This window comes from Kitasatospora sp. NPDC088351 (genome assembly GCF_040685575.1).
In the GTDB taxonomy this organism is placed as follows: Bacteria; Actinomycetota; Actinomycetes; order Streptomycetales; family Streptomycetaceae; genus Kitasatospora.
The window spans coordinates 16,555-31,926 of sequence record NZ_JBFBIL010000031.1; the positions used below are offsets into that span (position 1 = coordinate 16,555).

General features: G+C 72.5%; 14 protein-coding genes. 13 read left to right on the forward strand and 1 reads right to left on the reverse strand.

The features are described 5' to 3' along the window. Positions 1 to 13: 13 nt before the first annotated feature. Positions 14 to 652: a GntR family transcriptional regulator gene (locus tag AB0P06_RS21700; RefSeq protein ID WP_363609673.1), complete on the reverse strand. Its 639-nt coding sequence runs from the start codon at positions 650 to 652 to the stop codon at positions 14 to 16. Between the two features lie 104 nt (positions 653 to 756). Between AB0P06_RS21700 and AB0P06_RS21705 the strand changes: the two genes are divergently transcribed. From AB0P06_RS21705 to bla, 13 genes are all read left to right on the forward strand, one after another. Continuing rightward, positions 757 to 2,712: a beta-galactosidase gene (locus AB0P06_RS21705; RefSeq protein WP_363609675.1), complete on the forward strand. Its 1,956-nt coding sequence runs from the start codon at positions 757 to 759 to the stop codon at positions 2,710 to 2,712. A gap of 9 nt (positions 2,713 to 2,721) precedes the next feature. Continuing rightward, positions 2,722 to 4,071, forward strand: coding sequence for an aminomethyl-transferring glycine dehydrogenase subunit GcvPA (gcvPA, locus tag AB0P06_RS21710; protein ID WP_363609677.1), 1,350 nt, complete (start codon positions 2,722 to 2,724; stop codon positions 4,069 to 4,071). After that, the gene (gcvPB, locus tag AB0P06_RS21715; protein ID WP_363609679.1) at positions 4,068 to 5,624 is read left to right on the forward strand and encodes an aminomethyl-transferring glycine dehydrogenase subunit GcvPB; all 1,557 of its coding nucleotides are present in this window, start codon (positions 4,068 to 4,070) and stop codon (positions 5,622 to 5,624) included. The genes gcvPA and gcvPB overlap by 4 nt, the downstream gene beginning before the upstream one ends. After that, positions 5,558 to 6,727, forward strand: coding sequence for an NAD(+)/NADH kinase (locus AB0P06_RS21720; protein WP_363609681.1), 1,170 nt, complete (start codon positions 5,558 to 5,560; stop codon positions 6,725 to 6,727). Before gcvPB ends, AB0P06_RS21720 begins: the two co-directional genes overlap by 67 nt. Next, entirely contained in the window at positions 6,724 to 7,473 is a 750-nt protein-coding gene (locus AB0P06_RS21725; protein WP_363609683.1) for an SDR family NAD(P)-dependent oxidoreductase, read from the forward strand. Before AB0P06_RS21720 ends, AB0P06_RS21725 begins: the two co-directional genes overlap by 4 nt. 61 nt (positions 7,474 to 7,534) lie before the next feature. Continuing rightward, on the forward strand, positions 7,535 to 8,848 hold the full coding sequence (locus AB0P06_RS21730) for a sugar ABC transporter substrate-binding protein (protein ID WP_363609685.1): 1,314 nt from the start codon (positions 7,535 to 7,537) through the stop codon (positions 8,846 to 8,848). Next, complete coding sequence (locus tag AB0P06_RS21735) at positions 8,845 to 9,798, forward strand: sugar ABC transporter permease (protein ID WP_363609687.1); 954 nt, start codon at positions 8,845 to 8,847, stop codon at positions 9,796 to 9,798. The genes AB0P06_RS21730 and AB0P06_RS21735 overlap by 4 nt, the downstream gene beginning before the upstream one ends. Positions 9,799 to 9,805: 7 nt before the next feature. Next, positions 9,806 to 10,630, forward strand: a complete 825-nt coding sequence (locus tag AB0P06_RS21740; RefSeq protein WP_363609689.1) for a carbohydrate ABC transporter permease — start codon at positions 9,806 to 9,808, stop codon at positions 10,628 to 10,630. Next, on the forward strand, positions 10,630 to 12,213 hold the full coding sequence (locus AB0P06_RS21745; protein ID WP_363609691.1) for a glycogen debranching protein: 1,584 nt from the start codon (positions 10,630 to 10,632) through the stop codon (positions 12,211 to 12,213). The genes AB0P06_RS21740 and AB0P06_RS21745 overlap by 1 nt, the downstream gene beginning before the upstream one ends. A gap of 452 nt (positions 12,214 to 12,665) precedes the next feature. Next, entirely contained in the window at positions 12,666 to 12,902 is a 237-nt protein-coding gene (locus AB0P06_RS21750; protein WP_363609693.1) for a hypothetical protein, read from the forward strand. Between the two features lie 19 nt (positions 12,903 to 12,921). Further along, a complete protein-coding gene (locus tag AB0P06_RS21755) occupies positions 12,922 to 13,704 on the forward strand; it encodes a helix-turn-helix transcriptional regulator (protein WP_363609695.1) in 783 nt (260 codons plus the stop codon). An 80-nt stretch (positions 13,705 to 13,784) separates the two neighbouring features. Beyond that, positions 13,785 to 14,207 carry a sigma factor-like helix-turn-helix DNA-binding protein gene (locus tag AB0P06_RS21760; protein ID WP_363609697.1) on the forward strand — a complete coding sequence of 141 codons (423 nt, stop codon included), beginning with the start codon at positions 13,785 to 13,787 and terminating at the stop codon, positions 14,205 to 14,207. 172 nt (positions 14,208 to 14,379) lie between these two features. Beyond that, positions 14,380 to 15,306, forward strand: coding sequence for a class A beta-lactamase (gene bla, locus AB0P06_RS21765; RefSeq protein ID WP_363609699.1), 927 nt, complete (start codon positions 14,380 to 14,382; stop codon positions 15,304 to 15,306). Positions 15,307 to 15,372: the final 66 nt, after the last annotated feature.

A 15,372-nucleotide genomic window follows, 5' to 3' on the forward strand; every position in this document is an offset into this window, starting at 1 on the left:
ACAAGCCCTGGCATCACGGGATGTGGGCGAGCATGCGCTCCATGCCGCCCACCCAGTTGGCCCTGAGTGCCCGGACGGCGCCGGGGAGGTCGTCCTCGAGGAGCCTGCGGGCGATCTCGCAGTGCTCCTCGGATTCGCGGGCCACCGGCTCGTCCTCGGCGACGACGAGGTTCTCGTAGCGCCGCATCCCGGCCTTGACGCCGGCGAGCAGGTCCAGCAGGCGCTGGTTGGGGCAGCCGCTGAGCAGCAGGCCGTGCCATTCGTCGTCGCGCCGGTCGACCGTGGCGTGGTCGGCCACCGGGTCGGGGAACTCCTGGGCCATTCCCAGCAGTTCCGGGGCGATCTTCCGCAGGTGCGCCGGGTCGGACGACTCCAGCGCGAGGGACTCCAGCGCGGCGACGATCGCGACCAGTTCGCGGAACTCCTTGCGGCTGACGGGCGCGAAGCGGAAGCCGCGGCCCTGGCTGCTCTCCAGCACCCCTTCGCCCGCCAGCGTGATCAGCGCCTCGCGCAGCGGGGTGCGGCTGACGCCCAGTTCGGCCGCCAGGACGGCCTCGTTGACGTCGGTGCCCGGGGCGAACTCGCCGCGGGTGAGCCGCTCCATCAGCTCGTCGCGGATCTGCTCGCGCAGCGGTCGGCGCTTGATCGCCATCGGGTCCCCAATCTCCGGTTCCGGCCTGGCCCTTGACCGGGTGCAGAGTACTGCACTATGCATTCTGAATACAAAATGCGGGTGGGGTGGACGGGAGACGGACCATGGGCCTGACACGGGTGCCGGGGCTGCTGTTCGGGGGCGACTACAACCCCGAGCAGTGGCCCGAGGAGGTGTGGGAACAGGACATGCGGCTGATGGCCGAGGCGGGTGTGAACATCGCGACCGTCGCGGTCTTCTCCTGGTCCCGGCTCGAATCCGCGCCCGGCGTCCACGACTTCGGCTGGCTGGACCGGGTCCTGGACCTGCTCCACGCGCACGGGATCGCCGCGGACCTCGCGACGGCGACGGCGACACCGCCGCCCTGGCTCGTACGGCGCCACCCGGAGGTGCGGCCCGTCGACGCGGGCGGGACCGTCCTGGAGTTCGGCTCGCGCCAGGGCTACTGCCCCTCCTCCCCGGTGTTCCGGGACGGCACCGTCCGGCTGGCGCGCGCCATGGCCGAGCGCTACCGGGACCACCCCGCGCTGGCCATGTGGCACATCGGCAACGAGTACGCCGACCATACGGTCGAATGCTTCTGCGAGGAGTCGGCCCGGCACTTCCGCCGCTGGCTCCAGGCCCGCTACGGGACCCTGGAAGGCCTCAACTCCGCCTGGGGAACGTCCTGCTGGGGCCAGCACTACACCGGCTGGACGCAGGTCAACCCGCCCCGGAAGGCCCCCGGCCCGGTCAACCCCGCCCAGCTCCTGGACTGGCGCCGGTTCTCCAGCGACGCGCTGCTCGCCTGCTTCGGGGCCGAGCGCGAAGTGCTCAAGGAGGTCACCCCGGACATCCCGGTGACCACGAACTTCATGAGCATCCTGCACCACCTCGACTACTGGAAATGGGCCGCCGCCGAGGACCTCGTCAGCGACGACGCCTACCCCGACCCCGCCGACCCCAGGGCCCACGTGAAGGCCGCGCTCAGCTACGACCTGATGCGGTCCCTGAAGCGGCAGCCGTGGCTGCTCCTGGAATCGGCGCCGGGCGCGGTGAGCTGGCGCCGGGTGAACGTCCCGAAGGAGCCGGGCGTCATGCGCCTGCACAGCCTGCAGGCGCTGGCCCACGGCTCGGACGGCGTGATGTTCTTCCAGTGGCGCCAGGCCAGGTACGGCCCGGAGAAGTTCCACTCGGCGATGCTTCCGCACGCGGGGACGGACTCGCGCCAGTGGCGGGAGACGCTCGCGCTGGGCGCGGACGTGCGACGGCTGGCCGAGGTCGCCGGGGCCACGACAGCGGCCGACGTCGCCCTCGTACTGGACTGGGAGAGCTGGTGGGGGCTGGAGGCGCCCGAGTCCCTGCCGTCCGACCGGCTCAGGCTGCACGCACTCCTGCTCTCCTGGTACGCCCCGCTCCACGCCCGCGGCATCGCCGTCGACCTGGCGCCGCCCGGCCGCGACCTCTCCTCCTACAAGGTCGTCATCGTCGCGAACCTCTACCTGTGCACGGCGGAGCACGCCGCCAACCTCGCCTCCTTCCCGGGCCGGCTCGTCGTCGGCCCGTTCAGCGGGGTCGTGGACGCCGCCGACCAGGTCCACGAGGGCGGGGCGCCCGGGCCGCTGCGGGAACTGCTCGGCGTGCGCGCCGAGGAGTTCTGGCCGATCCCCGACGGCCGGACCCAGGACGTCGTCATGCGGGACGGCACCCGGCTGACGGCCCGGACCTGGAGCGAGTGGCTGGACGTCGACGACGCGCAGGTCGTGGCCCGCTACCGCGGCGGCCCGCTGGACGGGCGCGCGGCCGTCACCCGTCGCGGCACCGCCACCTACCTCGGCTGCCTGCCCGACGACCTGACGCCGGTCCTGGACGAGGTCCTCGCCGCCGCCGGCGTCACCGGGACGGACCTGCCGGAGGGCGTCGAGGCCTGCCGCCGCGGCGACTTCCTGTTCCTGCTCAACCACGGGGCCCAACCGGCCACCGTCCCCCTGCCCGCCCCCGGGACCGACCTGCTGACCGGCCGTCTCCTGACCGGCCGCGTGGTCATCGCGCCACGCGACGCCGTGGTCCTGAAGCACTGAGGAGCACCCGTGACCCATCCCTACATCCCCAACGCGGGGGCCGAGACCCGGGCGGCGATGCTCGCCGAGATCGGTGCCCCGGACGTCGCCGAGTTCTACGGCGACATCCCCGCCGACCTGCGGCCGGCCCGTCCCCTCGACCTGCCCGCCCCCTTCACCGACGAGCAGGGCCTGGTGCGGCACATGCGCGGCCTGCTGGCCCGCAACACCGACACGACGCAGGTGCTGAGCTTCCTCGGGCACGGCTGCTACCCGCACCACGTTCCGGCGGTCTGCGACGAGGTGAACGGGCGCGGCGAGTTCCTGACCGCCTACGCGGGCGAGCCCTACGAGGACCACGGCCGGTTCCAGGCCCTCTTCGAGTACGTCTCGATGATGGGCGAGCTGCTGGAGATGGACGTCGTCAACGTGCCCACCTACGACGGCTTCCAGGCGGCGGGGACGGCCCTGCGGATGGCCGCGCGCCGCACCGGCCGCCACCGGGTGCTCGTCAGCGGCGCGGTCGCCCCCGACAAGCTCGCCAAGATCCGCGACTACCTCGCCCCGGACATCGAGACGGTGCTCGCCCCGGTGGCCGCCTCGGGGGAGACGGGCGAGGTCCGCCCGGACGACACCTTCGCCGCCCTCTACCTGGAGACGCCCAACGTCTACGGCGTCATCGAGACCCGCGGACGCGAGCTGGCCGACCTGGCGCACGGCGCCGGCGCGCTCCTGGTGGTGGGGACGGACCCGATCTCGCTCGGCGTGCTCGCGCCGCCGGCGTCCTTCGGGGCCGACCTCGTGTGCGGGGACATCCAGTCGCTCGGCATGCACCAGCAGTACGGCGGCGGCCAGGCGGGCTTCATCGCCAGCCACGACGAGGAACGCCTCGTCGCGGAGTTCCCCTCCCGCCTGTTCGGCATCGCCCCGACCGCGGTCGCGGGCGAGTACGGCTTCGGCGACGTCTTCTACGACCGGACCTCCTTCGCGCTGCGCGAGGAGGGCAAGGAGTGGGTCGGCACCGCGGCCGCCCTGTGGGGCATCACCGCGGGCGTCTACCTCGCGCTCATGGGCCCGCGGGGGATGCGCGAGATCGGCGAGACGATCCTCGCCCGGACCAGGTACGCCATGCGGGCCCTCGCCTCCGCCGGCGCCCGGGTCCGCCACCAGGACGCCTTCCACTTCCGCGAGTTCGCCATCGAGGTGCCGGACGCCGACGGGCTGCTCGCGGCCCTGCGGCGCGCGGACATCTTCGGCGGGGTGCGGCTGGGCCCCCGGGAGGTCCTGGTCTGCGTCACCGAGCGGCACTCGATCGCCGACATCGACACCCTCGCGGCGGCCGTCAAGGACGCCCTCTCAGCCCTCGGAGGCACCAAGTGAGCTCGCAGGGAGAACCGTTCGCGACGCTGCCGGTCGCACCCAAGCCCGTCCTGCGCCGCTTCCACCAGGCCCGCTGGGACGAAGAGATCATCTTCGAGCTCTCCCGGCCCGGGCGGCGCGGCGTGGGCGTCCCGGCCCCGGACGCGCCGCCGGTCGAGCTGCCCGAGGGCGTCGGCCGCCGCACCCCGCCCGCGCTGCCCGAACTGTCGCAGAACCAGGTGGTGCGGCACTACCTGAGGCTGTCGCAGGAGACCCTCGGCGCCGACCTGAACATCGACGTCGGCCAGGGCACCTGCACGATGAAGTACAGCCCGAAGGTCAACGACACCTTCGTGCGCGACCCGAAGATCGCCGAGCTGCACCCGCTGCAGCCCGAGGACTCCGTGCAGGGCGTGCTGGAGATCTACTGGCGGCTGGAGCAGATCCTCAACGAGCTCTCCGGCATGGCGCGGGTCTCACTGCAGCCCGGCGCGGGCTCGGCGGCGATCTACGCCAACATCGCCATGATCCGCGCCTACCACGCCTCCCGGGGCGAGGGCGGCCGGCGCGACCAGGTCATCACCACGATGTTCTCGCACCCCTCGAACGCGGCGTGCGCGAAGACCGCCGGGTACGAGGTCATCACCCTGATGCCGGACGCCGACGGCTGCCCCGGCATCGAGGCGCTGCGCGCGGCCGTCGGCCCGCGCACCGCCGCACTGATGATCACCAATCCGGAGGACACCGGGATCTTCAACCCGAGGATCCGCGAGTTCGTCGAACTGGTCCACGAAGCGGGCGCGCTGGCCTGCTACGACCAGGCCAACGCCAACGGCATCCTCGGTGTCACCCGCGCCCGTGACGCCGGGTTCGACCTGTGCCACTTCAACCTGCACAAGACCTTCTCGACGCCGCACGCCTGCGGCGGCCCGGCGGCGGGCGCGTGCGGCGTCTCCGAGGCGCTGGTCCCGTTCCTGCCCGGCCCGGTCGTCGACCGCGACGGCGACTCGTACACGCTGAACTCCCCGGCCCGTTCGGTCGGGAAGATCCGCCCGTTCCTCGGGGTCACGCCCAACGTCGTCCGCGCCTACGCCTGGGTGATGGCGCTCGGCGCGGAGGGCCTGAAGGAGGTCGCGGAGACGGCGGTCCTCAACAACAACTACCTGATGCACAAGATCCTGCGGATCCCCGGCGCGTCCGTCCCGTGGGCGGACCGGCGGCGGGTGGAACAGGTCCGCTACTCCTGGCAGGAGCTCTCCGAGGAGACCGGCGTCCACTCGGAGGAGATCGGGGTGCGCGCCGCCGACTTCGGGGTGCACTACTGGACCAGCCACCACCCCTACGTGGTCGCCGAGCCCTTCACCCTCGAACCGACGGAGTCCTACTCCCGCGAGGACCTGGACGAGTACGCCGCGATCCTCGCCCAGGTGGCCTCCGAAGCCCGCGAGAACCCGGAGTTCGTCAGGAACGCGCCCTACAACCAGAGCGTCCACCGGATCGACCCGGCGTGCCTGGACGACCCGGCGCAGTGGTCGCCGACCTGGCGCGCCTACTGCCGGAAGCACCGCCGGTGATCGTCGGCCTGGTCGTGAACCCCGTGGCGGGCCTCGGCGGTCCCGTCGCCCTCAAGGGCAGCGACGGCCCGGACATCCAGGCCAGGGCGCTCGCCCTGGGCGCGGTTCCCCGCGCGGCCACCCGCGCGGCCGCCGCGCTGACGGCGCTCCACCGCCGCCGCCCGGACATCCGGGTGCGCACCGTCGCGGGCGCCATGGGCGAGGACAGCGCCGTCGCCGCCGGCGTCCCGTACGAGATCGCCCACCGCCCCCGGCCCGGGGCGGCTGCCGACGGGCCGGCGGACACCCGGGCGGCGGTGGCGGCGCTCGCCGGGGCGGACCTGCTGCTGTTCGCGGGAGGGGACGGGACGGCGCGGGACGTGCTGGACGCCCGGCCGCGGGGGCCGGTGCTCGGCGTGCCGGCCGGGGTGAAGGTCTACTCCGGGTGCTTCGCGGTCAGCCCGTCCGCGGCCGGCACCACGGCCGCCGCCTTCGACGGGACGACGCTCGCCGCGGAGGTCGTCGACCTGGACGAGGACGCGTACCGGTCGGGGCGGGTCGGGGTGCGGCTGTACGGGACCCTGCGGGTGCCCGCGGCCAGGGCGCGGCTCAGCGGGCGCAAGAGCGGGTCGTCGGCGGCGCCGCCGGGGTCGGCGGAGTCGATCGCGCGCCAGGTGGTGGCGTCCATGGCACCCGGTGCGGCCTATGCGCTGGGGCCCGGCGCGACGACGCTCGCGGTGGGGCGCGAGCTCGGCCTGGAGCTGACGCCGCTGGGCGTGGACGTGGTCCGGGACGGCGTCCTGCTCGCCTCGGACGTCACCGAGCAGACCCTTCACACCCTTGCCATGTCACAGGTCACACATGGCGTGTTGTCCGTCATCGGAGGGCAGGGCTTCGTGATCGGCCGCGGCAACCAGCAGTTCAGCCCGCGCGTGCTCGACCGGCTCGCCGGGATCGTGCTGCTCGCCACCCAGCAGAAACTCGCCGCGCTCGGCGGCCGTCCGCTGCTCGTGGACAGCGGGGACGCCGCGGCCGACGCCGCGTTCGGCGGGCACGCCCGGGTCGTCACCGGGTACCGCGAGTCAGTGATGTACCGCATCCAGTCAGCGAGTGAGGACCTATGAACACGTTGCGGAACAAGGTCGCCATCGTCACCGGCGGCGCCTCGGGCATCGGCCGGGCCACCGCGCGGCTGTTCGCCGCCGAGGGCGCGGCCGTGGTCGTCGCCGACGTGGCGGACGCCTCCGGCGTCGTCCGCGAGATCGAGGCCGGCGGCGGCCGGGCCGTGCCGGTGCGGGCCGACGTCTCGTCCGAGGCGGACTGCGAGCAGGTCGTGAACACCGCCGTCGAGAGGTTCGGCGGCCTGCACGTCCTGTTCAACAACGCCGGGATCATCCGCCGCCAGACCGCGCTGGAGATCTCCGCCGCCGACTGGGACCGGGTGATGGCCGTCAACGTGAGGTCGGTCTACCTGATGTGCCGCTTCGCGGTCCCGGCGATGACGGAGGGCGGCTCCATCGTCAACACCGGTTCCGGGTGGGGCCTGAAGGGCGGCGGCAACGCGCTGTCCTACTGCGCCTCCAAGGCCGCGGTCGTCAACATGACGCGCGCCCTGGCCATCGACCACGCGGCCGCGGGCATCCGGGTCAACTCGGTCAACCCCGGCGACACCATGACGCCGATGCTCCGCGACGAGGCGCGCCAGCTGCGGGCACAGTGGTCCGCCTTCGAGAAGGACGCCGCCGACCGGCCGATGGGCCGCGCGGGCTCGCCGGAGGAGATCGCGAACGCCGTGCTGTTCCTCGCCGGCGACGCGAGCAGCTACATCACCGGCTCCGCCCTCGTCGTCGACGGCGGCGGCCTCGCCTGACCCCGCCCCACCAGCTCCTCCCCACCCCGCTCCTCCCACGAGAGCCCCCAGGAGGCACCCGATGCCCGCTTTCCAGAGAAGAACAGCCCTGGCCGCCGCCGCGGCCGTCGCCCTGTCGGTGTCCGTGTCCGCGTGCAGCGGGACCGGCGGCGCGGGCCCCGCCGGCGACTCCAGGGACGGCAAGGTCACCCTGCGCTGGTCGACCTGGGGCTCGGCCGAGGACATGGCGGTCTTCAAGGCCTTCACCGACGAGTTCACCAAGCGGCACCCGAACATCACACTGAAGCTCGAACCGGTCGCCTCCTACGAGGACTACCACCCCAAACTGCTCACCCAGCTCACCTCCAGGACCGCCCCCGACGTCTTCTACGCCGGCGACGACTACATCGGCAAACTCGTCGCCGACGGCGTGCTCGCCCCGCTCGACGAGCAGCTCGCCGGGCCCCTGAGCAAGAGCAGGCCCTCGGACTTCTTCGAAGGCCTCTACGGCGGCGCGAAGAAGGACGGCGTCACCTTCGGCGTCCCCAACGACACCAACCCCGAAGTCCTCTGGTTCGACAAGAAGGCCCTGGCCGCCGCCGGGATCACCGAGGACCCCGCCGCGCTGAACGAGTCCGGCCGCTGGACCATGGCCACCTACCTGGAGATGAACGCCAGACTCAAGGCCGCGGGCAAGTACGGCTCCATATTCTGGAACTGGTACGGCGCCAACTACAGCCTCGTCAACGGCTTCGGGGGCAAGGTCTGGGAGAACGGCAGGTTCGTCGCGCCGTCCGACCCGAAGGCCCGCCAGGCGTTCAGGACCCTCGCCGACGGCTTCCAGGACAAGACCTTCGCCTCCGCCGACCTGCTGCCCGAGGGCAACAGCGCGGCCACCCAGTTCGTCAAGCACAAGGCCGGCTTCTACGCCGGAGGCCGCTGGGTCATCGAGGGCATCGACAAGGGCGGCGACCGCCAGAACTACGACGTCGTGCCGTTCCCCTCGGAGTCCGGACAGCCGATCCAGGGCGCGGTCGCGGCGTCCTACCTGACCATCAACAAGGACACCAGGCACATGAAGGAGGCCTTCACCTTCCTGAGCGAGTTCGTCAGCAAGGAGGGCCAGCAGCTGCGGCTCAAGGGCGGCAGCGCCGTACCGTCGGTCAAGGGCGCCGAGAGCCTGGTGACGGAGGGCAACTACCCCGCGCACGCCCAGACCTTCCTCGACGTGCGCGACAAGGGCTTCGCCAACTACCCCGACGAGGTCGCCGTCCCCGGCCTGACCAAGGCGATCAACGACCACCTCCTGAAGATCTGGGAGGGCAAGGTCGGGTTCGACGAGGGGATGACCCAGCTCCAGAGCCTGGTCGACGGCATGAAGGGCCCAAAGGGTTGAGCGCCGCCACCCGGACCACGGCCCCCCGGCGGGCCCGCCCCGCCCGCCCCGCCCGCCCCGCCCGCGAGCCGCTCTGGCGGCGGCGGGACCGCCGGTGGGCCGTGCTCTTCCTCGCCCCCCAGCTGCTCGCCCTGCTGGTGTTCCTCGTCGGCCCCCTCGGCTACGCGGTCGTCCTGTCCTTCATGGAATGGGACGGCATCGGCGACGCGACCTGGGTCGGGCTGGACAACTTCCGGACCCAGCTGACCGACCCGTACTTCGGCCGCGCGGTGTGGAACACCGTCAAGATCGGCCTGATCACCGTCCCGGGCGGGCTCGTCCTGGCCCTGCTGCTGGCACTGGCCCTGCACGGCGTGCGCGGCCGCACCGCCTACCGGGTGATCTACTTCCTGCCGGTCGTGACCAGCTCGGTCGCCGTGTCGGTGATCTGGCAGATGATCCTCGGCGGCGGCACCGACGGCATCCTGAACGGCACGGTGCGGGACCTGTTCGGGATCACCCCGCCGGACTGGCTGGCCGACCCGACCTGGGTCGTCCCCGCCATCGCGGTCGTGACGATCTGGTCGTCGCTCGGGCTCAACGTCGTCATCTTCCTGGCCGGGCTGGCCACGATCCCGCCGAGCCTGACCGAGGCCGCGCGGATCGACGGCGCGGGACCCTGGCAGATGCTGCGCTCGGTCACCCTGCCGATGCTCTCACCCACCGTCTTCTTCACCGTGGTGGTGTCGGTGATCAGCTCGTTCCAGGCGTTCGACCTGGTCTACGTCCTCGTCAACCCCGACCACAACGAAGGCGCCCAGACCATCGTCTACAAGGTCTACCAACAGGGCTTCCGCGAGTTCCACTTCGGCCTGTCGAGCGCCGCCGCGCTGCTCCTGCTGCTGCTGACGCTCGTCGTCACCGCGGTCCAGTTCAAGGCGCAGAAGCGCTTCGTCCACTACGAGTCGTGAGGCCGGCATGACCAACCGGAGACAGACCCTGCTGCACGCCGGCCTCGCCCTCGGCGGCCTGGTCATGCTGTTCCCGTTCATCTGGATGCTGCTGACCTCCTTCAAGGGCGCCACCCAGATGATCAACGAGCCGCTGGCCTGGCTGCCCGGGCCGTGGCGCCCGCGGAACTACCCGGACGTCCTCGACGAGGTACCGCTCGGGCGGGCCTACTGGAACAGCATGTACATCGCGGCCGTCACCGTCGCGGCCACCCTGCTCACCAGCGCCATGGCGGCCTACGCCTTCGCCCGGATACCGTTCCGCGGCTCCGGGCCGCTGTTCGGCCTCTTCCTGGCCACCCAGATGGTCCCGGCCCAGGTCACGATCGTGCCGCTCTACCTCATGCTGGCCAGGCTCCACCTCATCGACTCGCACCTGGCGCTGATCCTGCCCGCCGTCGCCAACCCCTTCGCGGTGTTCCTGCTGCGCCAGTTCATCCGGGCCGTCCCGGTCGAACTGGAGGACGCGGCACGGATCGACGGGGCGGGCCGCTGGACCATCTTCTGGCGGATCATCCTGCCCAACATCCGGCCGGGCCTGTGGACGCTCGGCATCATCGTCTTCCTCGCCAGCTGGAACAGCTACTTCTTCCCGCTGGTGTTCCTCAACACCCCGGACCTGTTCACCATCCCCCTGCTGCTCGACGCCTTCCACTCCCAACGGGGCGGCGTCGACTACGGGCTGACCGCCGCCCTGTCGGCGATGACCGTGGTACCGATGCTCATCGCCTTCCTCGTCGGGCAGCGCAAGATCCTCAACAGCATGGCCTCGTCGGGCCTGGGAGGACGCTGATGCTCACACTGGACCTCGTGGAGCGGCCGTTCACCGAACGCGGCTCACGGCTGCTGGTCACGGCCGGCCCGGACGGGCTCCGGGTCGCCCGGGCCGCCTACGAGACCCCGCTCGCCGAGACCACGGAACTGACCGCCCTGGTCGTACGCGACCCCGGCGGACGCCCGCTGCCCGTCGTCTCGGCGACGCCCTCCGAGGTGGCGTTCGCCGGCGGGGTGTCGCTGCTGTTCGCCGACCCCTCGACCCTGGTGATCGCCGGACGGCACGCCCGGGCCTCCTGGCGGCTGCCCGACGCAACGGAGCACACCCTCGCGCTCACCGGCTGCCACGTCCTGGCCGGCCCGCCGGGCCACTGGCCGGAACCGGCCGTGCGCGCCGCGGCCGAAGCCCGCTGGAACGACTGGTTCGCCCGCATGCCACCCGTACGGGCGGACCTGGCGGAGCGCGCCCGGATGGCCTGGTGGACCCTGGCCGTCAACCTGCTGCCGATCGCCGGCCGCGAAGGACTCGTCCCCTCCAAGTACGGCTACGTGGGCGTCTGGAACTGGGACGCCCTCTTCCACGCCGTGGCACTGCGCCACGCCTCACCGGCGCTCGCCCGTGACCAGATCCTCCTGCTCCTGGACCACCAGCTGCCCGACGGCCGGCTGCCCGACGTCGTCCACGACCACGGCGTGCTCGCCGAGACGACGGACCTGCCCCGCGCGGACCACGTCCGCCTGAGCGAACACGTCGGCCGGGCGAACGGCACCGCACCCAGCCCGGGACCGGTGCCGGTCACCAAACCGCCGCTGGCCGCGTGGGCCGTGTGGAAGGTCCACCAGGCCGACCCGGACCTCCCGTTCCTCGCCTCGGTCTACCCCCGGCTCGTCCGCGCGCACGCCTGGTGGTTCGCCGCCTCCGACCCGGACGGCGACGGCCTGCCCGCCTACCTGCACCCCTACTCCTCCGGCCTCGACGACAGCCCCGTCTGGGACTACGGCCCCCGGGCCGAGCCCCCCGACCTCAGCTCCTACCTGATCCACCAGGCCGACCGCCTGGCCGACATCGCCGACGCCCTGGACCTGCCGGGGGACGCCGCCCGCTGGCGCTCGCGCGCCGCCGCCCACACCCGCCTGCTGGTCGCCAACCGCTGGGACGGCACCCGCTTTCGCACCGTGGCGGACGGCGAGAACGTGCCCGTACGGACCGCACTGGACCTGATGCCGCTGTTCACCGGACGCCTACCCCCCGAGATCGCCGCCCGCCTGGAGAGGACCCTGCGCTCCACCGCGTACTGGGGCGAACACCCCGTCCCGACCGTCGCGTTCGACGATCCCGCCTTCGACCCCGAGGCGATGTGGCGCGGCCCCGTCTGGCTCAACATCAACTACCTGCTCATCGAGGGCCTGCGCCGCTCCGGCTTCGCCGCCACCGCCGACGAACTCCAGCACCGCACCCTGGCCATGGTCCGCGACGCCGGCGGCCTCTACGAGTACTGGAACCCCCTGACCGGCGCCCGCGCCACCCGGGCGACCTCCGGCTTCGGCTGGTCCTCCGCCCTGTTCATCGACCTCGCCCGCCGGCCCCCGGGGACGCCGTAGCGGTGGGTGAGGCCGGGAAACGCAGAGAGACCGCTCGGGCCGTTGCGGCCGGGCGGTCTCTGCTGTCCGGGCGGGCCCATGCGCCAACACGGCCCGCTCCGGGTGTTCCCGAAATTGTTGGAGTAATCAGCGCCCCCGGGTTCCCGACCCGTAGGTCTGGATGACGCTGCTGCAATCGTCACACCCAGCGGTGAGGGCGACAAGGGGATGCTGCGCGAACGCGCATCAATTTCCAGTTTCACCTTTCTGACCTGCCGGTATGCGGTAAGGGCAGGTCGAAAACGCGGGCTCGGGCCTGGACGGTGGCGCATCAATCCGCGTGGTGTTCACCGAATCGATTGGGAATCGCCTGTATGCCTGACAGAGTGTTACCCGAACGGATGCTTCGCGTGACGCCAACCACCGAAGTGCCGTCCTGTTGGAGTGATCAGTGCTATAGGAGGGTCTCGTCGATGACGAGGAAGCGCAAGAAAGCCGCCCCCGTCCCCGCCCACTGCGCCGCCGGAGGCATCACGCCGCCGCGCCCGCGCCCGTCCTGGCTGCCCGGACGGGCGGAGGCGATCGTGATCGTCATCGTGATCGCCGTCGCCGCCGTCCTGGTCGCGGCGGGCATGTCGGCCGGAGCGGCGCTGGAACTGGCCGGCGGCGGCTGGCTCGTGGGGCTGAGGCTGCGGCGGGAGCGGATCTAGCGGAGGGTGCCCGCCCGCGATGGGACGCCGAGAGAACCCGATCACGGCGACCGAACCGGCACTGGGCAGACTGGCCGCGTGGCTGCGCGAGCAGCGCGACGAGGCCAAGCTGACCTACCGCCAGCTCGCCGATCGGACGAACTACCACTCGACCACCCTGCAGAGGGCCACCAACGGCCGGTCCCTGCCGAGCTGGGAGGTCGTCGAGGCCATCGCCCGCGAATGCGGGGCGGACCTCAAGACGGCCCGCAAGAAATGGACCCACGCCAACTACTGGGCCCACGTACCCCGTTCCTCCGGAACCCGGCGCCGGCGCGTGCCCAAGCGGCTCAACCCGGAACACGCCGACTCCTTCGCCGACCTGCGCCGGGCCATGCACGAGATGCGCCGCAAGGCCGACTGGCCCTCTCTGGAAGAACTGGACCGCCGGGCCCGGAAACTGGGAGGCCGCCTGCCCTCCAGCACCCTGGCCCTGGTCCTCAAGGGCGAAGCCCCCCTCCACAAGACCGTCTTCACCACCTACATGGAGGTCTGCGGCGTCAAGGAGAACCGCCGCGTCCTGTGGGCGGCGGCCTGGGAACGGACGAACAACGCCCGCACCCCGGTGCCGATGACCGCCAGGACCTACCAGCGCGAGTTCGCCCGCGCGATCAAAACCTCCACCGGCGGCATCCCGACAGAGACCCTGTTCAAGCTGTGGGTGACGCTCAAGAACAGCCTCGCCGCCGACAAGGCCGACGACGCGCACCACCCGGCCCCGGCGGGCCGCGACGGCACCGGAGAAACCCCGGCGCTCGTGTGACCAGGCTCCGCGGGCAGGGCCCCACCACGGCCCCGCCCGCGGACCACCCATCCGCCCACCCGGCTACCTCGGGAACACCCATGCCCGCATCACCCCGAACCCGGACCACCGCCCACCCCGGACCCCACCTCGGCCTGTGGGCGCTCCACGACCTCCACCTCCACAACTACCTGCGCTACGCCGCCCTCCTCCTCACCCCCGCCGACGCCGGCCGCGCCGTGCACGACGCCTTCGACGAACTCGCCGGACGCTGGCCCGACGTCCTCGCCGCCGCCAGCCCGGCCGCCTGCGCCTGGCAGGCCGTACGCCGCCACGTCCGCACCCTGGCCGGCCCCCGCCCGCTCCACCCCGTCGCCCACCTCACCGACCCCCAGCAGGACGTCCTGCTGCTCCACCTGGTCCTCGGCCTGCCGCAGAGCGAGGTCGCGGCCGTGACCGGCACCGAGCCGGCGGCCGTCCACGTGCAGATCCGTTCCCTGGCCGGAGCCCGGCGCCCCGCCTGAGCCGTCCCGCCCCCGGCCGGGCCCGGCCCGGTCGTGCGGCCCGTGGGCCCGGACCGGCTGCACCGGCGGTGGCGCACGAGCGGCAGAAACGGGGGAAAGCGGGCGAACCGGTCGGGCCGTCGAGGTGTCCTGATCTCCGGAGGATGGTCGCCGGACAGAGGAGGACACGATCGTGGGGATCTTCGCAGGACGCCCGGGCCGCCGTGCGGTGCTGGCCTTCGGCGCCGGGACGGCACTGGCCGGCGCCGTGTCCACGGGTGGGCCGGCCCACCCGGCGGGCGGCGCGTCACCGGGTGGGGACACGGTCACCCGGGCGCTGGCCGGCCTTGAGCGGGAGCACGGCGCCCGGCTGGGGGTGTTCGCGCGGAACACGGTCACGGGCAGGAGCGTGGTGTACCGCGCCGACGAGCTCTTCCCGATCTGCTCGGTGCACAAGACGATCACCGCCGCCGCCGTCCTGAGGGACCTCGACCGGGACGGCGGGTTCCTCGCCAGGCGGATCCGCTACACCGGCAAGGACGTCACGGACGCGGGCTACGCCCCGGTCACGGGCACGCCCGGACACCTCGCGAACGGCATGACCGTCGCCGAGCTGTGCGCCGCCGCCATCGGCTACAGCGACAACGCCGCCGACAACCTCCTGCTCCGTGAGCTCGGCGGCCCCACGGCGATCACCCGCTTCTGCCGGTCCATCGGCGACGACGTGACACGGCTCGACCGGTGGGAGCCCGATCTGAACTCCGCCGAACCGGGGCGTGTGACGGACACCACCAGCCCGGCCGCCATCGGGCGGAGCCACCTGAGGCTGGTGCTCGGGGACGCGCTCGCCCCGCAGGACCGGCGGCGGCTGACCGGGTGGCTGCTCGCCAACACCACCGGCGCCGCCCGCCTCCGCGCCGGACTCCCCGGGGACTGGACCCTCGCGGACAAGACCGGCACCGGCGGCTACGGCACCACCAACGACGTCGGCATCGCCTGGACCCCGGACGGGACGCCCGTCGTCCTGGCCGTCCTGTCCACCCGGCGGGACGCCGGCGCGCCGGCCGACGAACCGCTGGTCGCCAGGACCGCCGCTCTGCTGGCGGCGGCCCTCGTCTGATGCCTCACGGTGCGGCCCCGCCACGGACGAGGAGACCATCGCCCCGGTACCCGCCGGCACCGGGGC